Below are 22,205 nucleotides of genomic sequence, written 5' to 3'. Positions count from 1 at the left end.
TTAATTTTTGCTATATGTTCCCTGCTGGCGTCCCCCTTCCCAAATCGCGTCTAATGATTTGTCAGAAATCGTTAGGCTTTCAGGGAATATACTTAAATCCTTTTTAAATTTAGCCTCTGGTTTTAAACCAATACAGTCTCCATTTTTCCACCATGTGCCTTCGGCATATTGGTCTAAAGCGCCAACAGCGAGCATCCATTGAAACTTTCCGTCTGGTTGAAGTAAAAGCTCCGAACCCACTTCCATCACACCATTTAGATAATAGTGCCCACTCCATGCCTGATCGGTTTTTTGGAATTTCACTTCCTTACAGGTACTAGTCGGCTCTGCATAAATGTGAGCAGAAAAAATAGCCGTTGAAAGAAGTAGTAAAAGTGCAAATATATTTTTCATTATTGTGTTCCTATATGTTTAATCTTATTTTCCAGACTCAACTTTTAAATACGTTCCATCGGCATAAACGTTATGTCCAAAGCCACAACCCGACTCACCTTCGCTTTGTTTAACCTGAATATAATTTCCTAATTTCGCGTTAGATTTAAAATCGAGCTGAATACGGCAGTCTTGATCTTTATAAATGGTTTGCTTGGCATTGGTCGGCATTGTAGTGCCAAACTCACCCATATTCGGGCCATAAATTAAGCTTCTAAGTCCCATATAAACGCCCGAATAGCCAATGGCATATTGGCCCTGTTTACGACTTACCGTGATGTGATCCCACTCACCAAAACCTGAGTAACGGACGTACTCACCCGACAAATCATTTGATGCTTTAGGGGCTGGTAACTGCTTAAGGTTAAATTGACTAGATTTGGATTTTTCATCGAGCATAAACCATGCTCTTGCCCAAAGTGGTTGACCCAATTTGGCATAGGCTAAGCCCACGTTATTGTTAGCAACCTCAATATCACGGTCGGTAAATTTAACTGTGGTTTCATCTTCATTGGCTTTACAAAATGCAGTCCAAGAGGCTTGGCTTTTGAAGTTTTCGAGCGCTTTTTTATATTGTTTTTGGTCGTAGTTTTTCTTACCTAAACTCGCGTATTGCTTCACTTTATTACAGCCTTGTTGTAATTCTTGTTCAAAAGAAAACTCTGCATGAGTCACTGCTAAAGCTGAAAGTGTAAGAACCGCGCAACCTGAAATAATAGATTTAATCATTTTTAAAATTCTTTAATAATTAACTAATTATATAATATGAGCTGGCGCTATAAATCACAATTATTTGAAACAAAAGTCTATTAGAAGAGTTTATGTTTTTATAAAAATAGTTAAATCCATACAAAATAAATTTTTGAAAATATTCAACCTTAACTGGTTATTTTAATTGAATATTCAACCAAAAAATAATGTAGACTGCATGCGTAAAAATTAGGAAGAATTATAAGAGTGAATAATCTAGTTATTGGAACCCTATTTGCACTTTGTGCAGCGGCTTTAAATGCCTCTATTGGCGTCATTAGTAAATTACTCATGCACAGTGGTTTAAACCCCCAAGACATTGCCTTTTTAAAAACTATTATCGCCTTTTTCTTTTTAAGTATGTTTTTATTTAAAGTGCCTGTCAGCCAAAAGATTGCCTACATCAGCAGCACGCCAAGTAAGCTCAGTGTTTTTACTCAAATTGCCATCTGTGCCTTTTTAGGAATTTTCTCTTTATTCTTTTTTGAGACCATTGCCTACAACCACGGTGCTGCCGCCAATGTGGTGGTGGTCCTTATGGCTTCGGCTGCTATTTCTGCCCTATTTTTCGGTCGATTCATATTAAAAGAAAGTATCTATATTCACTCTCTTGTAGGAACATTATTGGCTATCGCCGGTATTAGTATCATTTCATGGAAAGGTGAAAATAGTTTATTAATGCTGATCAACGCTTCAATTGCCGGTACGGGTTATGGCCTATTTTCGGTTTTAGTTAAAAGGTTCAAATTAAACGGCGGGCTGTTTCTTACCAAGTATTTATTGCTATTTGGTAGTGTTTATCTTGCCGTTCCGTTTTTAATAAACTTGCATAGTATTCATTTTAATACCGACATCATTTTAGGTTTGATTGGTTTAGCTGTTCTACCGACCATACTCGGCTTTTTCTGTACCACTAAAGCATTGTCTTATATGAGTGCCGCAAAAGTACAAGTGACCGAGCTTTCCGAACCTATTTTTGCAGCGCTTATGGCTTGGGTTTTCATTCATGAACAACCGACTTTATCGTTTTTATATGGCGCGATTTTCATTATTTCAGGCATCTTTTTAATGAATAAAGCGCCTAAATCATAATTTAGCCAATTTCATTTATTTCGTCTGCGTGGTGGCAAGCCACTTGCACCACACTGGCAAAGTTAATCGCCATTTGTGAAGGGGCATGTTTTTTATAGGCAAGCCCTAAACCCACCGTAGGGACAAGCGCTTTCAAAGAGCGATAAGCCACGCCCTGTATTTGCAATTGTTTGGTCGACTCTGGCACCAAAGATACCCCTAAGTTTGCAGAAACCAAAGATAAAATCGACACAATTTGCGGTGCGTTTTGTCCAATTTTGGGTTCAAAGCCGCGCTCATGGCAGGCTTGTTTAATTGCATCAAAAAGCCCTGCACTAATGGATGGTGGTGAGACAATAAAATCAAGCTCTCGCAGTGTAGTTAAATCAATTTCTTGCGTTGAGTCATCTAAACTCAAAGACTCGGAAGGCAAAGCCGCAATGAGTGGTTCTGCTAATAATTCTTGAATAATTAAACTATCTGGAATATTTCGTGGTGAACGAATAATCGCAACATCTAAGCGGTCTTCAAGCAGCAAATCAATGAGAAGTAAGGTGTTGGCTTCTTCAAGTTTTAAATTTACTTTCGGGTATTGCTGCTGGAAATAGCGCACACATTTAGGAATGAGAGGGTTCAGCATTGAAGTGCCTGTAAAGCCTAATCGCAATTGGCCCACTTCGCCATTTGCCACTTGTTTAACAAGGTTTGCTGCATCTTCTACACGCTGTTGTACAGGCTGAATTGCATTTAAAAAGGCAAGCCCCGCTTCGGTCAGCTCCACCCCATGAGGCGAACGAATAAATAAATCTGCACCGAGTTCTTCTTCTAAGTCTCGTATTTGCATGCTTAAAGGCGGCTGGCTCATGTTTAAACGTTGCGCAGCTTTGGTAAAGTTTTTTTCTTCTGCTACCGCTAAAAAGTAGCGTATATGTCTTAGTTCCATTGCTATATATAAAACATATCATGATCCATTGTTAAATATATTAGAAAAATACCTCTCAAATTGCTAATTTTAATTTATCGAATTTTCTCGATGCAGCATGCCTTTAGGCACTGCTTCTTTTCTGTCATGGTCATGATATGAGTTCTTCATCTACACCCAGTACTTTAAGTACTGAGGCAACTACTGTTCTTTCCCGTGAGTGGATTCACAAAGGGACTAAAGCCTATAAACACGCAGGATTTGCTTTATTCCTGGTAGGTTTTGCTAGTTTCTCTCTGATTTATTGTGTACAGCCACTCTTACCTGCATTTAGCCAAAGCTTCCAGATTAGCCCTGCGAGTAGCTCTTTAGCACTGTCATTAACGACTGCCTTTTTAGCGATTTCGATTGTGCTATCAAGCGCCTTTTCACAAGCCCTTGGCCGTCGCGGTGTAATCTTTACATCAATGTTATGTGCCGCAATTTTAAATATTGTCTCAATGTTTACCCCGAACTGGCACAGTTTGCTGATAGTACGCGCTTTAGAAGGTTTACTGCTCGGCGGCGTGCCAGCAGTGACAATGGCTTGGATTGCCGAAGAAATTGCACCTGAGCACCTAGGTAAAACTATGGGTTTATATATTGCAGGTACAGCTTTTGGTGGCATGATGGGCCGTGTCGGCATGGGTATTTTGGTTGAATATTTTTCGTGGCGCACTGCTTTAGGCTTACTTGGAGCAATCTGTTTTATTTGCTCAATTGCCTTTTTAAAACTACTGCCTGCTTCGCGTAATTTTGTGCAGAAAAAAGGGCTAAATTTAGATTTTCACATGCAAATGTGGCGTGCTCATTTAAGCAATACAAAATTATTACGCCTATTTGCCATTGGGTTCTTGCTGACTAGTGTTTTTGTCACCTTGTTTAACTATGCCACTTTCCGTTTAAGTGGAGCGCCTTATTCACTCAGTCAGACACAAATTAGCCTTATTTTCTTGTCGTATAGCTTTGGCATGGTGTCTTCATCGTTGGCAGGAACACTAGCCGATCGCTTTGGCAAAAAAACCATGATGATGAGTGGCTTTGCTTTAATGATTGTGGGAAGTCTCATGACCCTGCTCACTTCTCTTTTCGGCATTATTATTGGTATTGCATTTATTACTACGGGTTTCTTTATTACCCACTCACTCACCAGTAGTTCTGTTGGAGCTGAAAGCAAACAAGCTAAAGCACATGCTAGTTCGCTCTACTTACTTTTTTACTATATGGGTTCAAGTATTGTCGGTTCGGCAGGTGGTTGGTTCTGGTTGCACGGTGGTTGGAATGCGATTGTTGGCTTAACCGTTGTACTGTCATTACTTGGGATATTTTTAGTAATTTATACAAAACACGCAAAAGCGCATTAATGCGTTGAAACCCTAACTTTTTCAGGCTAGCCCCTATGAGCATTTAAAAATGATATGAAAAAATTTAAATGCTCATTTTTTGGCTTGTAATTTTTTTAAGAAACTGTAAAATTCACTCCACATCGCCGGCATAGCTCAGTTGGTAGAGCAACTGACTTGTAATCAGTAGGTCCACAGTTCGAATCCGTGTGCCGGCACCATCATTAAACCTCATGAATATTTGATTTATGGGGTTTTTTGTTGTCTGTGGTTTTAGGCATAGTATATTCATACTATTTTGACGGAAGGTATTTACCTAAAATTTTATTATAAACTCGAGCTTCAAAAATTTTTTTCTAAAACCAATTTATTCTTTTAATAGAAAAATATGCGTTCTTAATTTATTAAAAAATATAATTTTAAAACAAGAAATATGAAAAAGATAAGATTATAATGCGCCACCAAATAAGGTCATATAAATAAGACCTATTTTATAAATTTTAATTCATTAAGATACCAATACGGAAAAGTATGAAACTTCGTTTTATTTTACCTGCTTTATTTCTAGCATTCCCTTTAACAACATATGCTCAAGAAACTGCATCTCAACCTCAAATTCAAACTACTGCAAATCCACCTATTTGCTTAATTGAAGGTACTCCTTCAGCAGAGCACTATAAATCTATTAAACGTATTAAAGCCGCAAAAGGAACCTATGGTGGCTTTGAAGAAGTAAAACCTAAATTAGCTAACGTTGCCCGTAAGTATGGTGCAGATGTGGTAATTAATTATCACCAAAGCCAAAGATTTGGTTTCTGGCCTTGGCGTATTGTTCGCCCAGTACTCACAGGTACTGCTGTGAAATGGAATACACCATTTAACTGTGCAGCCTTAGGCGGTAAAGAAATTCGTTAATAAGAAATGAAAAAAGCCCAACATCCTGTTGGGCTTTTTTCGTATTTCGTTACTAGGTACACTTCCTGTAATACCTCACGTCCTGATGCCTAAACTTATTATTGTTGTTTTACGTTTCGGAACTTCCTGCTCCTGATGAGTTCATCATAGGCAATTTATCACGTCATAAAAAGACGCCAATTTCCCGAATGTATGTACGAAAAAGCGTACATGGTTCTTTTAAATTTAAAACTTGATTGATCTATCATTGAAATAAAAATATGAATTTATAAAGAAGTTCTGTTCTTCAATTAAATAAGAAGACGATATAATGAGTTTATTACTTTATTTCTAAAATAAATTTAAAAACAACAAGGAACGAGATGTTTACTTTGCCATCAAATATTTTTCAGCCCTTAGCGCTCATACTCGCATGCCTTATTTTCATTGTAAGTAAAATGCCGCAGCTAAAATATAGAAAAACTATATTATTTCTAGCTATTGGTAGCCTTACTTTAGTGATTATTTTAGGAATATTTGGCTTTTTTAATTAAGCTTTATTTCTTGCTCTTCTCTATCATTTTTTCAAAGTGTTTAAGGTTTGGGTTCAACGTATCCCATGCATATGCTTGGCTCACAAACACCTCTGCTCTAGGCTGATAGAGACTAGGGTCATCCAAAGTACCTGCACGTATTGAAATCATTTCAGGCGCAATTTCAGGTAAGCCAAAAAGTTGAGAACCACACGTCGGGCAGAATGCTCTTTTAATAGCTCGGCCAGAAGATCCCAAAGTCTCAAAATATTTCAGCTCACCACTTACTTTCAATTCAGATTGATGAAAAAAAGCGATTGGTGCATATGCTGAACCTGTTACCTTTTGGCAATCTCGGCAATGGCAATTAAAGCTATAACGTGGCTCTGCTTCACTTTGGTAGCTCACAGCTCCACATAAACATGATCCTTGATATTTGGCTGACATGGCTCATCCTATTTTTTTATTGCTGTGATTTGAATATAACGTACATATCCATTTTGGTAGAGTTGTTGGCATAACTTTGCAGTCATTTGAATTTTAAAATTTGCCAATCCTCGGCTTTGCTTTTGTCCTTGTTGATTTTGAATATATTGCGAAAAACCGAGTAACACTTGCTCAGATAAATCTTCAATTTGAATATCGACAAAACCTTGTTGTTCCAAGGTAGTTCTCAGCATTTTTTCATTTGGCACAGCATCCCAAGCGACATTTGCTGCTTTGAGTAAATAACGATGCTTTTGTTCTTGTAGAGCGGTCATGTTTTGACATGAATCGGCACGCATTAAGTAGTGAAAACCTAATCGGCCTTTTGAATTTAAAACTGGAGCAATGGAATCTAGAAATGAATTTAAATGACTGTGATAAGCGGCATCAATACACATCACCACATCGAAGTATTGTTTAAATTCAAATTGTTTTAAATTTAAAAATGAACCGCAAAAAATCTGGCTTATTTCGGGAATAAGCTTTTGAATTTTATGAACACATTGGGTTTGCAATTCAACTGCACTGAGGCTTTTAGGCTGATAATGCTTTAACCAGTGCAACAAACTTGCACCCTGTCCGCAGCCTAAATCTAAGAGATGATCTTTTGAATTTAAATTAACAGCTTGTGCCAAATGGTCAGCCAATTGGCGACAAGCTTCACGGTAGTTTTGGGTATTTTTCCAAAAACCCAAATTTGTCCAAGCAAGCTCTTGATCATCCCCTAAGCTTGATGCATCAATTGCATATTTATGGGGAATGAATCGAGAGAGAGCTACTCGAACTTTTGTTTTCACAATTTTAGTAGCCGAGTTCTGGGGCAACTTCCACCTTAGGTTTTAAACCTACAAATGGTAAAGGTGCACCTAAAATTTCAGCAATATGCATGGCAGAAGTAACTGCTGACTCTAAAATTGGCAAGCCATCACACGACCATGAACCACAGTAGAATACTTTACGGCTTGGGTCTAAATGGCGTTGTTGCAATTCTTTGTTTAAAGCAACCGTTTGTGAGTCTACAACCGCACGCGTTAAAGTCACTTTTGAAATAACTTTTTTAGGGTCAATATCAACCACTGGACGCCAAGTTTGGAATACAGGATTTTTACCCACGAGTGTTGGCTCAACCGCATTCATCCAAACTGTAAATTGCTGACGCGTAAACTTACGGTCCATCATGTAGCTCAGCACTGACCAGTCCTTACGGCGTGGTGGCATAACGGTCGCATCGGTATGAATGACAAGATCGCCTTGCTCAAAGCGGAATTGCTTAAGCAGGTTCATATCTTCTGCAAATTGTTCAGGATTTAAAAACTCATCGATTTTAGAGGTTGGCGTTGCAACAATTACTCGATCAAATAAGTTCTGTTCGCCTTGGCTGTTTTCAACCAATACTTTTTCGCCTTGTAATTCAACTTTTTTAATTGCTGATCCGCTATGGATATCGATGCCTTTAATCAAGCTATCTACAAATGCAGGTGTGCCACCTTTCATGCGCAATAACATGTCGCCATCAGTTAAGTGACGTAAAAACTCAAGTAAGTTTTTTGCAGGCCAATCGCCAATTGTTTTTGGATTACACGTACAAATTGTATAGAGCACTGGCATAACCACACCGTGCCAGAATACTTCTTCAATATCGTTCTGATTAATAAATTCAGCGAGGGTAATATCTTGATTTTGAGATTTGAAAAACTGGTGAATCGCAGTTTTTAGTTGCAACATCCCTTTCACAAGACGCCAGCCATATTGCTGAATGCCTTTACGGTTATTAATAATCGGGAAATTACCAATACGGCTACGAGATGTCGTTAACCATGTTTCCGTACGATCTTCGAATAACCAGCTACATGACATATAAGTACGAACCGGGAAGGTCTTAATACCTAAATGAGCGGCAAGGCTGAGTGTATTCTTCCACAGATGTGGATTCATCACACGTAGCGGTGCATCAATAATTCCACCATCGAACTCAATGCTATGGCTATCCATTCCCCGGCCAGGAAGTGCTTCAAATATCGTGATCGTATGCCCTGCATCTTTCAGAATTCTTGCTGCCGCAAGCCCTGCCATTCCACTGCCAATAATTGCGATATTCAAAATGATGTCCCATTTTTCGAGAATTTTTTTGATTATCACTCATACCCCAAAAAAACACCGTATTAAAAACTACCAGATTTTTATTTTTTGCATCAATTTATATAGAAAAAATTTAACAGATCCGCCCAAAAGTTTTTCATAAAATTTTACAAAAGAGGATGAGTGTATAAAAATCTATATTTTTTAAAAATTTAAAAAAAATCTTTTAAATAAAATAAGATAATTTAACTATATTTATATCATTTGTTTTACAACTATCTTTTTTTAAGATATCATTAGCCCATAATAATGAGAAGCAAATCACACAAAACAATGCCGAGAGAATAATGAAAACCATCATAAAAATAGAATCTTTACAGCGAAAAAGCCCGCTATTCACACTTGATAGCGGGCTTTTTATTACTTTGCTTTAATAGCCAATTAAGCACAATTAAACAATTTAACCTTCTTGCATAAGTGAACCGAATTTTCCACGATTAAAATCATTAATCGCTTCCATAATCTCGGCTTTGGTATTCATGACGAATGGACCATAACCTTCGATTGGTTCATTGAGTGGTTGGCCAGTTAACACTAAAAATTTAGTATCTTCTTCAGCATTTAAACTAAACTCAACGCCCTCACGAGATAAAATCGCAACGGTTTTACCTTCAAGAAGATTTGCATCATTAACCACAACCGCGCCATCTAATATCACAACAAGCGTGGTGTGACCTTCAGGTACATAGAGGGTATGTTTTTGGCCTTTAACCAATTTACCATCCCATACATTTAATGGACTAAATGTCGTTGCTGCACCTTTTGCATCTGCATATTCACCTGCAATAATCCGCAAATGACTACCTTCCTCGTCTAGTGCAATGTCTGGAATATCTTTAGCTTCAATCGCTTGGTATTTTCCAGGCGTCATTTTTGAATGAGCAGGTAAATTTACCCACAATTGCACCATTTCAAAAAGACCACCGTGTTCAGCAAATTCAGGAGAATGGAACTCTTCATGCAACACGCCTGCACCCGCAGTCATCCACTGTACATCACCAGTTTTAATGGTTCCGCCGCCGCCACTTGAGTCTTTATGGGTCACCTCACCTTGGTAGGCGATGGTCACTGTTTCAAAGCCACGGTGAGGATGTGAACCTACACCTTGCTGTTCAGTCGTTGGCGAGAACGTATAAGGCGCTGCATAATCGAGTAGCAAAAATGGGCTTAAGGTTTGGCCTAAACGGTCATAAGAGAATAGGTTATATACAGGGAAACCATCACCCACCCAATGCATGTGGTTATTTTGATATGCACCAAGAAATTTCTTCATCTGATCTCTCCTATATATGTAGGATTTTCTTGAACTGGTATTGATTTTACGCCTCAATAATTGCAGTTTATAGATCAGGATTAGCAACACATTATTTCATCTATGAGACAATCTAAGAGTTTAATGTGCTCTTTTTAAGATCGTCCTATTTTTAAAATTCTTAATCCTATTTTTTAGACTTAATCACGACATAAAACTCAACTAGCATAATTTTAGGCAATAACGACCTACTCAATAATTTTTGATTATTTATTTTGATAACATGAGGACATAAAAAATGGCTCAAGATTACGTGCGTTTAGACAAGGATAATGCTGCGGTTCTTTTAGTTGACCATCAAGCAGGTTTACTTTCTTTAGTTCGAGATATCGATCCAGATAAATTTAAAAACAATGTATTAGCACTTGCAGATGCTGCTAAATATTTTAATTTACCAACTATTCTTACCACTAGTTTTGAAAATGGTCCAAATGGTCCTTTAGTTCCAGAATTAAAAGAACTTTTCCCAGATGCACCATTTATTCCACGTCCTGGTCAAATCAATGCATGGGATAATGAAGACTTCGTAAAAGCTGTCAAAGCGACAGGTAAAAAACAACTGATTATTGCAGGGGTAGTGACTGAGGTTTGTGTGGCATTCCCAGCTTTATCTGCACTCGCTGAAGGCTTTGAAGTGTTTGTGATTACCGATGCTTCTGGTACTTTCAATGAATTAACACGTGATGCTGCCTGGGATCGTATGTCAAAAGCAGGTGCTCAGCTTATGACGTGGTTTGGTATGGCGTGTGAGTTACACCGCGACTGGCGTAATGATGTGGAAGGTCTAGGTGCGTTGTTCTCAAATCATATCCCTGATTACCGCAACCTGATGACAAGCTATAGCTTTAATACCTCACAAAAATAAGTTCTATTGCCAAGATTAGAGTGCTTAAGCGCTCTAATCTTAAATTTAAATGGATTGATCGGACATTGATAAGCTCTTTTGATGATTTTTATTATTTCTATTTGGTCGTAAAACACGGCGGCTTTAGTGCGGCCAGTGATGCTGAAAATATTAGTAAATCTAAGCTCAGCCGACGCATTATTGACCTTGAAAATAAATTTAATGTCAGCCTGATTCAAAGAACAACACGTCATTTTAAAGTGACCGATTTAGGCCAAGAATTTTATGAGGAATGCTGCAAAGTTATTACTCAAGTTGAATGTGCAGAAAACGTGTTATTAAAGCAAAAAAGTGAGCCTCAAGGTCTGGTAAAAGTAAGTTGCCCACCTTTAATGATGCATTTTCAAATTAGAAAAATTTTAAATCAGTTTTTAAAAACCTACCCCAAAGTTGAAATCGCACTCGAGCTAACCAGCCGTCGAGTAGATATCTTGCATGATGACATCGACCTCGCGATTCGTACCAATTTTGAACCCAATGAAGATTCAAATTTAATTGTTCGTGATGTGATTAAAACCGATCATTGTCTGGTGGCTTCGCCTGAATTATTACAAGGCCGCACTATTGAGCATTATTCTGAATTACAAGATTTCCCAAGTATTAGCTTAGGTACTCAAAAGCAAAATCCTATTTGGCATTTATGCAATATTCGTAATGGTGAATCGGTTGATGTGCCTTATCAACCACGAATAAAAAGTAATGATTTGGCAGGCGTTTACTATGCCGTGATGGATGGTTTAGGCATTGCCGACCTTCCTTTTTTAACCGTCGAATCTGAAATTCGTAAAGGTACGCTTATTCATATTCTTCCTGACTGGAAGTCGAATATTGGTACGCTGCAATTGGTATATGTTTCAAGAAAAGGCCAGCGTCTGGTGGTTGAAAAACTCATTGAAACGCTGATTGATGAACTCAGGCGTTTGCCTGAAAGTCGTGATGGCTATCTATCGACTTAAAATAAAAAACCGGTCATGAATGGGCATGACCGGTTTTTTGTGAAACATCACATACAGCATAACTGTATGTTTTCGTTAAGAACAAAACGAACTCGCTTTATTCCTTACTCAGATAAGTCTACGCAAAGGTATTTCATCTCGACATATTCTTCGATGCCGAATTTTGAACCTTCACGACCTAGACCTGACTGTTTTACGCCACCAAACGGAGCAACTTCATTTGAAATCGCGCCCGTGTTAATGCCGACCATACCGTACTCAAGTGCTTCACCCACGCGCCATTGACGAGCTGTGCTTTGCGTAAACAAATAAGCAGCTAAACCGAACTCGGTATCGTTCGCCATTGCCACTGCTTCATCTTCGGTTTTAAAGCGGAATAGTGGTGCAAGCGGACCAAAAGTTTCTTCTTTAGATACTTTCATGTCTTGTGTTACGCCAGTTAAAACTGTTGGCTCAAAGAATGTACCGCCCAGTGCCGAGCGTTGACCACCAATACGAACTGTTGCGCCTTTCTGAGTTGCATCTGCAATATGAGACTGAACTTTTGCAATCGCGTCTTCATCGATTAAAGGCCCTTGAGTTGAACCTTCTTGACGGCCATCGCCAACTTTAAGCTTAGACACAGCTTCAACCAAACGCTCTGCCAATGCATCGTAAATACCGTCTTGAACATAAATACGGTTAGCACATACACAGGTTTGACCGCTATTGCGATATTTACTTGCCATAATGCCCTGAACTGCTTGCTCAAGGTTAGCATCATCAAATACCACAACTGGTGCATTACCACCGAGTTCAAGTGAAAGCTTTTTAATGGTTGGCGCACATTGTTGCATCAAGATACGACCAACTTGAGTTGAACCTGTGAAGCTTAACTTACGAACAATATCGCTTTCACATAGGGTTTTACCTACTTCAACCGCATCACCACTAATGTTAATTAAAACATCAGTTGGTAAACCTGCCTGTAAAGCCAATACTTCAAGCGCATAAGCGGTTAACGGCGTTTGCTCTGCTGGTTTAACCAACATTGAACAACCCGCAGCAATCGCTGGACCTGCTTTACGCGTAATCATGGCAGCCGGGAAATTCCACGGTGTAATTGCAGCAGTAACACCAATCGCTTGTTTAATTACGAGCAAACGTTGGTTTGGCAACGTAGGTGTTAAGACTTCACCATCAATACGGCGCGCTTGCTCGGCAAACCAACGGATGAAAGATGCTGCATAACCAATTTCACCACGTGCTTCTGCCAATGGCTTACCTTGCTCAGCTGTTAAGATTTGAGCCAGATTTTCTTTGTGCTCAAGCATGAGGTTGTACCATGCCAATAGCACATCAGCACGAGCCAAGGCAGTTTGCTTTTTCCAAGCAGCCTGCGCTTTTGCTGAACGGTTAATTGCGGCTTCAACTCCTGCACGGTCATAGGTTTTTACCCATGCCAAAGTTTCACCTGTAGCAGCATCATTAACTTCGATATAGTCATTTGATGCAGGTGCTTCTAATGAAATATCAGGATGTTTTAATAAATACTGCAAATCATTTTGAATCATGCAGATTGCTCCATTGCTTTTGCACTACCTGCTTTGAGTGTCGCAAAACCTTGTTTCAAGATATCAAGGCCTTGACGGAATTGTTCAGCAGGAATGGTTAATGGATATAAGAAACGAATTACATTACCGTATTTACCACAAGTAAGAAGTAACAACCCGTTTTCCATTGCATAGTTTTGTACAACTTTTGCTTGCTCAGCTGTTTCAAGCTCTACCGCAACCATTGAACCCAATGCACGAATATCAGTTACGACGTCACCTGTTGCTTGTTGAATATCTTTAAGGGTAACAACTAATTCAGCACCTAATTCATTTGCACGGTCACACAAGTTTTCTTCTTCAATCGCATCAATCACTGCGTGTGCAGCAGCAACTGCAATCGGGCTACCTGCGTATGTACCACCTAGTCCACCTGGGTTTGGTGCATCCATCACTTCTGCACGGCCCACAACACCTGAAATTGGGAAACCGCCGCCCAAGCTTTTCGCCATCGTAATTAAGTCTGCTTTAGTCTCGTAATAGTTCATTGCAAACAATTTACCAGTACGGGCAAAACCTGATTGCACTTCGTCAGCAACCAATAAAATACCGTGCTTGTCGCAAATTGAACGTAAACGTTTTAAGAACTCAGCTGGCACAACATTAAAACCACCTTCACCTTGTACTGGCTCAAGTACGATTGCCGCAACATCATGTGGTGCAATATCTTCACTGAAAATATCTTCAACGCTTTCAATTGCCGCGTCTACTGAAATACCTTTAGCAGGCACTGGGTAACGCGCGTGGAACACACCCGCTGGCATTACGCCGAAATCACGTTTGTAAGGAGCCGTTTTACCTGTCATTGCCATCGTCATAAATGAACGACCGTGGAAACCGTTACCAAAAGTGATAATGCCGTGACGACCTGTATAAGAACGAGCAATCTTCACTGCATTTTCAACTGCTTCTGCACCAGTTGTGAAAAAAGCTGACTTCGCAGGACCCGCAATTGGCGCGCGTTCATTAATACGCTCAGCTAAAGCGACATAGCTTTCATATGGTGTTACTTGATAGGCAGTGTGAGTAAATTTAGTAAGTTGCTCAGTTACTGCTGCAATCACTTTAGGGTGGCGATGGCCTGTATTTAAAACCGCGATACCACCAGCAAAGTCGATAAATTGGTTGCCTTCCTTGTCCCAAAGCGTGGCATTTTCAGCTTTTTCCGCATACCACTGACACATCACGCCTACACCACGTGGAGTTGCTTGCTGTTTACGTGCGTTAAGTGCAGAATGTTGATTATCCATTTGATTCCCTCATATTTTCATCATCAGTTGCAGCTTTGGTTTCTTGCATCCTGTGCTTAATTTTCAGGGTGCTTTACAACGACTGCCTATGCATGTAATTTCGCTCGTCTGATGCCAACTGACGAGAGCCACTTTTTAACTGTAGGAGAGAGCCAATTGCGTAGTTTACTTGGAGATCATTTGCTGCAACGACTCCAACAGGACACTGAAGGGAAACTACATCAACGCCTTTTCCGTTGCCTGCGTGGTGCGATTATTGATGGAGTCATCCAGCCCAAGACTCGTCTACCTGCGTCACGCGACTTAGCCAGTGAAATTCATGTTTCAAGAAATACGGTGCTTAGTGCCTATGAACAGCTACAAGCTGAAGGCTACTTAGAAGCCCGTACGGGACACGGCACATGGGTTGCCGAAAAGTTACCAGAGAGTTTTTTAAATACACAAAATAAGAAAAAAGCGGTTTCAAGTCCGAAAGTTCAAAGCTCTTATGAGCTATCGCAGCGTGGTTCCAACTTATTGGGCTATGCAGCAGCGTCGCCACACCAATGGGGCGCTTTTGTGCCGGGAGCACCCGATGTGACTGAGTTCCCACATCATATTTTTAGTCGTATTCAAGCACGCTTAAGCCGCGAACCCGATATTAATCGCCTGATTTATAGCAATGCAGGTGGATGTATTGAGCTTCGAAGTGCATTGGCAGATTACTTGCGTGTTGCACGTTCAGTCCAGTGCGATGCAGACCAGATTATTATTACCGAAGGCATTCATCAAGCTATTGATTTAGTCTCGCGTGCGCTCAGTGATATGGGAGATAAAATCTGGATTGAAGATCCTGCTTATTGGGGAATGCGTAATACGTTACGTATTAATGGTCTCGATATTCAACCGATGCCTGTCGATGCTGAAGGTATTATTCCTGAGGAAAATCCAGCAAAGCCACCAAAACTCATTTTTGTCACACCTTCCCACCAATATCCGCTTGGCTCTCATTTAAGCCTAAACCGCCGACGTAAATTGATTGAGATTGCACGTCAGCATAATAGCTGGATTGTCGAGGATGACTATGACAGTGAGTTCCGTTTCTCGGGTCAGCCTTATCCATCTTTACAAGGTTTAGAAAATGATGCGCCTGTGCTGTACATGGGCACGTTTAGTAAAACTATTTATCCATCCTTAAGAATTGGCTATTTAGTCGTACCTAAGCCGTTATTTTCACCATTACGCATTGTGGCAGCCGAGCTTTATCGTGGTGGGCACTTGCTTGAGCAAAAAGCCCTAGCTGAATTTATTCGTGAAGGCCATTATGAAGCGCATATTCGCCGTATGCGCCTACTTTATGGCAAGCGCCGCGACTACTTGGTGAGCTTAATTCAACGTTATCTTGGCCCCGAATTTATTCATGAATATGACGAAGCAGCAGGATTACATCTGGTTTTAAAACTGCCAAACTCTTGCGATGATGTCGCGATTGCAGCCACAGCGCTTGAACGTGGTGTCAAAGTTCGTCCCTTATCTCAATACTACATGCAGTCGCATGCACATGCAGAGCGTGGTTTACTGATGGGCTTTGCTTGTGTAAATGAAAAAGATATGGTGATGGCTTTTGGCGTCTTGCTCCAATGCTTACGTGAAGCAGGCGTACCTACGCTAAATTAACTTCCCTCTGTTATTAAAACAAATAAAAAAGAGCCTGTTTGTAAGGCTCTTTTTTATTTAAAAATTTAAACTAACTTTTCTTCATGGCTATGAGTTAAATGGGTCGCTCTACGCTCTTTACCCCAACCCAATTTTTCAGACAACAATCCGAAGAACACAATAATGCCGAACAATGCAGTGGTGTAAATCACTTCTTTAAAATATGTGCCTTCAATCAACATGGTAAGAATTGCACCAATAATTGCAAAGATCACTACATAGGTTAAATAAGGGAACATCCACATTTTAAAGTCAATTTTCACGCCTTCAGCTTCTAACTTTTTACGCATACGAAGCTGAGAATAAGCAATGGTCAGGTATACATAGAGTGTTGCTGCACCTGTTGTTAGCATGAAAAAGTCATACACATCCATACTCTTGGTTGCAGTTAAAACCACAGCAATTACAGAGAAGAAGCATGACACAATCACGCCCACCCACGGACTACTTTTACTGTTTACAGAGCCAAAGCTTTTCGGTGCATCACCACGTTTAGATAATGAGAACAACATACGTGAACACGTATAAAGCGCTGAGTTAAAGCAGCTACATACCGAGGTTAGAACCACAAAGTTTACGATATGGCGCGCACCCGGAATACCAAGCGCAGACAACGTAACGCTATAAGTTCCCCAAGTCGAATCTTTCAAAAGTTCATTGTTGTGAGGAATTAAACATACCGCCACAAACATTGAGCCGACGTAGAATAAAATAATTCGCCAAACCACCGAATTTGAAGCTTTACGAATTTCTTTAGATGGATTTGCCGATTCTGCTGCCGCTACAGTGACAATTTCAGCGCCAATATAAGCAAACATGACTCCAAGCAAAGCGGTAATAACGGATGAACCACCATTAGGCATAAAGCCTTGAGAGGTTAAATTACTAATACCAGAAGCAGCCGGATTACCCCAAGGCCACAAATGCATGATGGCTAAACTACCAATCACAAGGAAAATAACAATCGCGATGACTTTGATGAGGGCGAACCAAAACTCGAATTCACCATAGTTTTTCACGTTTTGTAAATTAACGACAACCAGTGCACCAATCACCACGACCATATAGACCCAGATCGGTATAAACGGGAACCAATTGTTTAGAATTTTTCCTGCCACATAGGCTTCCCAACCCATGAGCATAGCCAAAGTACACCAGTACAACCAACCAATTGAGAAACCTGCCCAACGGCCAATCGCACGGTCAGCATATGTTGAAAAAGAGCCACTATCTGGGTTTAAAACAGCCATCTCGCCTAACATACGCATGATGAACCAAACGAGTAGACCACCTAAAGCGTAAGTTAAGAAAACTACAGGTCCGGTATTGTAAATAATACTGCCTGAGCCCACGAATAGAGAACCACCAATAACCCCTGCAATAGAGATCATGGTCAGGTGGCGTGATTTGAGTCCATGTTTTAAACTTTGGGAGTGATTGGCTTCAGAACCATTTTGATGAGCTGCCATATCATTTTCCTTAATATATGGAGGATATCGGCTAGTCTCGGAAAACCTCCGAAGCCAAAAAATATCCCCTAAAAATTTAGCCGTTCTGCCCAATTCCTAAAACAGAAAATTCACTGAGCTTATTCGGCGCTTCCGTATGCATACTTCCAATGGCTTTAATTTGTCGTTTCGGCAGTCAAGAAACGAGAGCCATTTTTGGAATAAAAGAGAGAGCCAATTGCAAAATTTATACGCAAAATTGGTCTAGATTCGTTTCATGAATTTAATATTTCTATAAATAATTTACATAAAAATAGAATCAGATTTCCAAGTATGCAATATCGATGTGTTTGGTTAGAATTTATAAAAGTACCTTAAGTTTATAAAAAATAACTTATGGATAATCGAATAAAGATAAAGCATCAAAATTTTAAAATTGTAATTAATAAAATAATAGTATATTATTTTACTATTAAAGTTTTGTTTAAATATGACTAGCGATATCAACTCATTTCGAGCTAAATCTGTCATTCATAACAACTGATTATTCTTTAATAAAACTATTATTAACTTATATAAAAGGCAAAATTAATGAACAATAAACTTAAAACGTTAACATTTAGCTATAGTATTAAGATTCCAAAAGAGTCCTTTCCACTTATATGGAAGCACTGGAATGATATTACCAACTGGAGCAACTGGGATAAGGGTTTACTAGAAACCCAATCCGATGGAAATAAAATAAAGCTGGGGAAGAATATTAATATTCTTCCATACGGAACCCCCGATTTAGTTCCTATTTGTGTAACATCATTTATTGATGAACAACATTTTACAACAACTAGTCATACTCCTATAGGCTCCATGTCTATTGGACATTCACTTATTGAAAAAAGTGCAGCATGTCCTGATGACAGAATTGAGCATACTATTTGTGCTCAAGCTCATAACTATGATTTTTTTAAAGATAATATTTGGGAAAATTTAAAGCAGAATATTGTTCAAAGTGTTAATAATCTTGTTGAAATAACGCAAAAAGAAATGAACCAATGAAATCATGGATCGCTGTGATTTCCTATGAACATGCTTTAATAGCTTCAAAGTTAAATATTCTTCAAGTCTGCCATGGCAAAAAGGGCCCCCTCATCGCGACTCATGCTGGCGATGAGGTATTTATATATTGCCCAAGAACTGAAATGCGTGCTGGTAAGGAATTAAAACTAATCGCATTTAGATGCTCTTTTTTAAATAATGAAATCTATCAGTTTGAGCAAACTCCAGATTTTAAACCTTTCAGAAAAGATGTAATCTTTGATTCAAATTTTGTATCCAAACCCATCAAAAATATTAAAGGATTAGAACTTACGAGTAACCCGAACTGGGGAATACTTGCGCGAAGAGGTTTTTTTGAAATAAGTCAGCATGATGCGAATTTAATTAACGATAGTAAAACCTAGGAGATAATTTTAAATTATAGATCTACTCTCAAAATATTATTTAATGATCAAAACTTGAAGTCTTCATTTGAATTTTAATTAAATAATTTTTGCTCTAGCCTCCGCTTCCTCAGGAAGCGGCCCAGCAATATAACTAAACTCTATTCACTTCAATTTTATTTTCTTATTATAATTTTGATCTATGACACGCTTTAAGATAAATAACTGATACAACTTGTACTTAGCTTATTCGTCGTAAACAGCACGTATATTTTAAATAAGCTATACTTGCGCTTTCTATAATTTTTTTAAAAATTATAATTTTACTTAACGGGTCTTATTGAAATGGTAAAGCCAGATATATTTACACACACCTCTCCAATGGAAAGTATAGGATTCAGATTTTGGCAAACATTTATTAAGTGGCAAAGACAGATTGATATAGTTTTAGCTCCATTAGATTTAACTCAGCAGAACTTCAGCATACTCGCGCTTATTGGTTGGCAATTACAACAAAATGTATCGATTTCCACCCCCTATATTAGACAGAAAGTGATTGTTGAAATGTCTGGTATGCCCAAAATGCAGGTTTCTCTTATTTTACAGCGCCTAAAAAAAAGTAAATTAATTACCATTTCACCTTACCCTTTAGATTTACGCGAACAACAAGTTGAGTTGACTGATGAAGGATTAGATTTGCTTCGTAAAGCAATTACTCTGGTTGAAGAAGTCGACAATAAAACATTATCCCAAGAAAACTTACTTAGACTGATTGGAACAAATGAATAATAGAGGTTTAAATTCATTACAAGAAAAGACTTCATTTAAATGAATTTAAAGCTTTTAGTTTTGTTCAGAAATTAATAATGCCTTTGTGCCTGTTTCCAATGCTCTAAATATATGTTTCTGGTCAGCTGGATAACAAATATAGTCGCCAACACCAAGCTCAACAGCTTCATCAATTAAGCCCACCAAAGCTTTACCTTCAACCACAATAATATGCTCCACAGAACCAACTGGATGCGGCTCTGAAAGACGGTCTTCGCCTGGCTCAACAATCAGTAAATAAACATCGCGGCGCGCATGTGGCGGACAAGCCGCCAACAAAATCGCTTTGTAATTGGCAATCTCAGAACTCACTGTTGGCCCATCGCCACAGCGAATCACTTGTACCTGATTACTCGGTTCTTCCATCAACCTTGCAAATGGAATATTTAGTGCAACACAAAGTGCCCATAAGGTTTCAATGCTAGGGTTACCTTGCCCTGCCTCTAATTGTGACAATGTAGATTTAGCAACACCTGCACGACGAGCAACCTCTGCCAACGAAAGCCCTGCTCTTTGACGTTCACGCGTTAAACCTTTGGCAATAATTTCAATTGGCTGAGACATTCACCACATCCGTTCTATAAAAAAAACGATCGTTCGTTTTGACAAAAAAATCAGACTTATTCATTATAATGGAAAATCGTTCGTTATATCATGCTATGTCCACATACTCTTTGATTAAAAAACTAAGTAAAGACACTACCCGCTCGATTTTCTTTGTATGTCTAGCGACGAGTGTCGTTGGTATGTCTTTAGGTTCACTCGCTGCAAGTTATGGCTTAGCGCTCTGGATCCCGCTTTGTCTATCCGTGTTTGTGCTCGCAGGAACTGCTGAATTTATTTTTATTGGTTTCTTGGCTGTAGGTGGTAGCCCAATTGCAGCTGCGATTGCAGGACTACTCGTCAATTTAAGACATCTACCTTTTGGTATTGCGGTCAATGAACTAATCCGTGGCAAATTCTCTCGATATTTTGGGGCACATATCATGAACGATGAAAGCGTTTTGTTTGGTATGGCACAGCCCGATTTTGAGACGAAAAAAGCTGCTTACTGGCTATGTGGTATAGGCATCATGCTCAGTTGGCCACTTGGTGTAACGGCGGGTTATTTCATTGGAAGTGCGATTCCAGACCCTAAAACATTTGGCTTAGATGCCATTTTCCCCGCGATTTTAATTGCACTTACTTTTAATGCTTTAAAGAATAAATCTACTCGAAAAGCTGCATTTGCTGGATCAACTTTAGCACTGATCACCACACCTTTTTTGGCCTCAGGACTTCCAATTCTGATTTCACTTTTTGGCTTGATATTTGGTAGAAAGAAATGAGTCAACAATTACTAATTATTTTAGGTATAGGCTTGCTAGCACTTGGAACGTATGGGATTCGCTTTGCTGGGTTTCACTTGGGTGCCAAGTTCTCTTTTTCTGAAAAATACCAAGTTTTACTCTCAAACGGTGCGACTGTTTTGCTCTGTGCGATTGCAGTGACGACAACATTTTTTGAAGGTCAACATTTTGCGGGATTCGCGCGTATATTTGGTGTTGGCTTAGCACTGTTCTTGGTTTGGAAGAAAGTACCGCTGTTATTAGTGATTTGCTTGGCAGCTGCTGGCACGGCACTTATACGTTTGCTTGGAATTGAGTAATAAAAAAAGCGAGATAAACTCGCTTTTTTGAAACTTTGATTAGAACGGATATACATACCAAAAAACAAATAAATATTTAAATTACAACAAATTAAATAAATATGTTAAATATTATGTCAAATTAATTTCTTTAAACTTAACATTTTCATTTTCTCATCCGATCTCTTGAAAAATACCAACATATATCGAAACTGCTTGCAAGACGCTATCAATTATTTTTTATTTAAGTGAATTTTATGACGTGATCATTTTATTGACTTAAGTGAATACAAATTTATAGAGTTAAATAACAATTTAATTTAGTTAAATTAATTAAAAAAATACCTATATCGCATAATAAAATATATTTAAAGTTTTACAATAATGCACATATAGAGAAAACACAAAAGCTTTAATAAATACTTTCAAGTTAACTTCCACATAAAATTACCATCTATATTTTACACAAGAATTTTAAATTCAAAAAATTTTACCAAAAAAGTTAAAATTGTATAAAATTTTTACTCTGAATAGTATTTTTAAAATAT

The 22,205-nt window shown here is 38.7% G+C and carries 22 protein-coding genes, 1 tRNA gene and 1 pseudogene; 12 read left to right on the top strand and 12 right to left on the bottom strand.

What is annotated here, in order from left to right:
• Together JGE69_RS10885 and JGE69_RS10880 are read right to left on the bottom strand one after the other, a co-directional pair.
• Positions 1-393: a hypothetical protein gene (locus JGE69_RS10885; RefSeq protein ID WP_199113429.1), complete on the bottom strand. Its 393-nt coding sequence runs from the start codon at positions 391-393 to the stop codon at positions 1-3.
• 24 nt (positions 394-417) lie between these two features.
• Positions 418-1,161, bottom strand: a complete 744-nt coding sequence (locus JGE69_RS10880; RefSeq protein WP_199113427.1) for a hypothetical protein — start codon at positions 1,159-1,161, stop codon at positions 418-420.
• Positions 1,162-1,389: 228 nt separating this feature from the next.
• Here JGE69_RS10880 and JGE69_RS10875 point away from each other — a divergent pair, with 228 nt between their 5' ends.
• The gene (locus JGE69_RS10875) at positions 1,390-2,274 is read left to right on the top strand and encodes a DMT family transporter (RefSeq protein WP_199113425.1); all 885 of its coding nucleotides are present in this window, start codon (positions 1,390-1,392) and stop codon (positions 2,272-2,274) included.
• A gap of 1 nt (position 2,275) precedes the next feature.
• Here JGE69_RS10875 and sxtR read toward each other — a convergent pair whose 3' ends face one another.
• Positions 2,276-3,196 (bottom strand): multidrug efflux pump transcriptional activator SxtR, encoded by a 921-nt coding sequence (sxtR, locus tag JGE69_RS10870; RefSeq protein WP_199113423.1) that lies wholly within the window; start codon positions 3,194-3,196, stop codon positions 2,276-2,278.
• A 137-nt stretch (positions 3,197-3,333) separates the two neighbouring features.
• Here sxtR and sxtP point away from each other — a divergent pair, with 137 nt between their 5' ends.
• On the top strand, positions 3,334-4,578 hold the full coding sequence (gene sxtP / locus JGE69_RS10865; RefSeq protein ID WP_057068931.1) for a multidrug efflux MFS transporter SxtP: 1,245 nt from the start codon (positions 3,334-3,336) through the stop codon (positions 4,576-4,578).
• 124 nt (positions 4,579-4,702) lie between these two features.
• Positions 4,703-4,778, top strand: a tRNA-Thr gene (locus JGE69_RS10860).
• Between the two features lie 3 nt (positions 4,779-4,781).
• On the opposite strand, the pseudogene JGE69_RS10855 reads toward JGE69_RS10860, so the two are convergent.
• A pseudogene (locus JGE69_RS10855) lies at positions 4,782-4,923 on the bottom strand (hypothetical protein).
• A 165-nt stretch (positions 4,924-5,088) separates the two neighbouring features.
• Here JGE69_RS10855 and JGE69_RS10850 point away from each other — a divergent pair.
• Positions 5,089-5,472 (top strand): hypothetical protein, encoded by a 384-nt coding sequence (locus JGE69_RS10850; RefSeq protein ID WP_068614199.1) that lies wholly within the window; start codon positions 5,089-5,091, stop codon positions 5,470-5,472.
• A gap of 536 nt (positions 5,473-6,008) precedes the next feature.
• Here JGE69_RS10850 and JGE69_RS10845 read toward each other — a convergent pair.
• The 4 genes from JGE69_RS10845 to JGE69_RS10830 all read right to left on the bottom strand — a co-directional run bounded on the left by JGE69_RS10845 (position 6,009) and on the right by JGE69_RS10830 (position 9,882).
• Positions 6,009-6,431, bottom strand: coding sequence for a GFA family protein (locus tag JGE69_RS10845; RefSeq protein ID WP_199113421.1), 423 nt, complete (start codon positions 6,429-6,431; stop codon positions 6,009-6,011).
• Between the two features lie 8 nt (positions 6,432-6,439).
• On the bottom strand, positions 6,440-7,267 hold the full coding sequence (locus JGE69_RS10840) for an SAM-dependent methyltransferase (RefSeq protein WP_199113419.1): 828 nt from the start codon (positions 7,265-7,267) through the stop codon (positions 6,440-6,442).
• Between the two features lie 4 nt (positions 7,268-7,271).
• Positions 7,272-8,570 carry an FAD-dependent oxidoreductase gene (locus tag JGE69_RS10835; RefSeq protein WP_199113591.1) on the bottom strand — a complete coding sequence of 433 codons (1,299 nt, stop codon included), beginning with the start codon at positions 8,568-8,570 and terminating at the stop codon, positions 7,272-7,274.
• Positions 8,571-9,009: 439 nt separating this feature from the next.
• Positions 9,010-9,882: a pirin family protein gene (locus JGE69_RS10830; protein WP_199113417.1), complete on the bottom strand. Its 873-nt coding sequence runs from the start codon at positions 9,880-9,882 to the stop codon at positions 9,010-9,012.
• A 277-nt stretch (positions 9,883-10,159) separates the two neighbouring features.
• Here JGE69_RS10830 and ycaC point away from each other — a divergent pair, with 277 nt between their 5' ends.
• Together ycaC and JGE69_RS10820 are read left to right on the top strand one after the other, a co-directional pair.
• The gene (gene ycaC / locus JGE69_RS10825; protein ID WP_002052204.1) at positions 10,160-10,786 is read left to right on the top strand and encodes an isochorismate family cysteine hydrolase YcaC; all 627 of its coding nucleotides are present in this window, start codon (positions 10,160-10,162) and stop codon (positions 10,784-10,786) included.
• Positions 10,787-10,806: 20 nt separating this feature from the next.
• Positions 10,807-11,781, top strand: coding sequence for a LysR substrate-binding domain-containing protein (locus JGE69_RS10820; protein ID WP_032004961.1), 975 nt, complete (start codon positions 10,807-10,809; stop codon positions 11,779-11,781).
• A 104-nt stretch (positions 11,782-11,885) separates the two neighbouring features.
• Here JGE69_RS10820 and JGE69_RS10815 read toward each other — a convergent pair whose 3' ends face one another.
• Positions 11,886-13,334 carry an NAD-dependent succinate-semialdehyde dehydrogenase gene (locus JGE69_RS10815; RefSeq protein WP_199113415.1) on the bottom strand — a complete coding sequence of 483 codons (1,449 nt, stop codon included), beginning with the start codon at positions 13,332-13,334 and terminating at the stop codon, positions 11,886-11,888.
• Positions 13,331-14,623 (bottom strand): 4-aminobutyrate--2-oxoglutarate transaminase, encoded by a 1,293-nt coding sequence (gene gabT / locus JGE69_RS10810; RefSeq protein WP_032057184.1) that lies wholly within the window; start codon positions 14,621-14,623, stop codon positions 13,331-13,333. Before gabT ends, JGE69_RS10815 begins: the two co-directional genes overlap by 4 nt.
• A 156-nt stretch (positions 14,624-14,779) precedes the next feature.
• Between gabT and JGE69_RS10805 the strand changes: the two genes are divergently transcribed.
• Complete coding sequence (locus JGE69_RS10805; RefSeq protein WP_032062499.1) at positions 14,780-16,279, top strand: PLP-dependent aminotransferase family protein; 1,500 nt, start codon at positions 14,780-14,782, stop codon at positions 16,277-16,279.
• 65 nt (positions 16,280-16,344) lie between these two features.
• Here JGE69_RS10805 and JGE69_RS10800 read toward each other — a convergent pair whose 3' ends face one another.
• Positions 16,345-17,787, bottom strand: coding sequence for an amino acid permease (locus tag JGE69_RS10800; RefSeq protein WP_199113413.1), 1,443 nt, complete (start codon positions 17,785-17,787; stop codon positions 16,345-16,347).
• Between the two features lie 570 nt (positions 17,788-18,357).
• On the opposite strand from JGE69_RS10800, the gene JGE69_RS10795 reads away from it, so the two are divergent.
• From JGE69_RS10795 to JGE69_RS10785, 3 genes are all read left to right on the top strand, one after another.
• Positions 18,358-18,819: a hypothetical protein gene (locus tag JGE69_RS10795; protein ID WP_060465064.1), complete on the top strand. Its 462-nt coding sequence runs from the start codon at positions 18,358-18,360 to the stop codon at positions 18,817-18,819.
• Positions 18,816-19,223 (top strand): EVE domain-containing protein, encoded by a 408-nt coding sequence (locus JGE69_RS10790; RefSeq protein ID WP_199113411.1) that lies wholly within the window; start codon positions 18,816-18,818, stop codon positions 19,221-19,223. Before JGE69_RS10795 ends, JGE69_RS10790 begins: the two co-directional genes overlap by 4 nt.
• Before the next feature lie 324 nt (positions 19,224-19,547).
• Entirely contained in the window at positions 19,548-19,991 is a 444-nt protein-coding gene (locus JGE69_RS10785) for a MarR family winged helix-turn-helix transcriptional regulator (RefSeq protein ID WP_139120927.1), read from the top strand.
• A 54-nt stretch (positions 19,992-20,045) separates the two neighbouring features.
• Here the strand turns inward: JGE69_RS10785 and JGE69_RS10780 are convergent, their stop codons facing one another.
• Positions 20,046-20,594 (bottom strand): helix-turn-helix domain-containing protein, encoded by a 549-nt coding sequence (locus JGE69_RS10780; protein ID WP_063097715.1) that lies wholly within the window; start codon positions 20,592-20,594, stop codon positions 20,046-20,048.
• Between the two features lie 68 nt (positions 20,595-20,662).
• Here JGE69_RS10780 and JGE69_RS10775 point away from each other — a divergent pair, with 68 nt between their 5' ends.
• Positions 20,663-21,358 (top strand): AzlC family ABC transporter permease, encoded by a 696-nt coding sequence (locus tag JGE69_RS10775; protein ID WP_029768967.1) that lies wholly within the window; start codon positions 20,663-20,665, stop codon positions 21,356-21,358.
• Positions 21,355-21,678, top strand: coding sequence for an AzlD domain-containing protein (locus JGE69_RS10770; protein WP_002117414.1), 324 nt, complete (start codon positions 21,355-21,357; stop codon positions 21,676-21,678). The genes JGE69_RS10775 and JGE69_RS10770 overlap by 4 nt, the downstream gene beginning before the upstream one ends.
• Positions 21,679-22,205: the final 527 nt, after the last annotated feature.

Source organism: Acinetobacter sp. C13 (genome assembly GCF_016809775.1).
In the GTDB taxonomy this organism is placed as follows: domain Bacteria; phylum Pseudomonadota; class Gammaproteobacteria; order Pseudomonadales; family Moraxellaceae; genus Acinetobacter; species Acinetobacter pittii.
The sequence above is the reverse complement of the archived record's forward strand: the minus strand, read 5'-3'. Positions and strand labels throughout refer to the sequence as shown.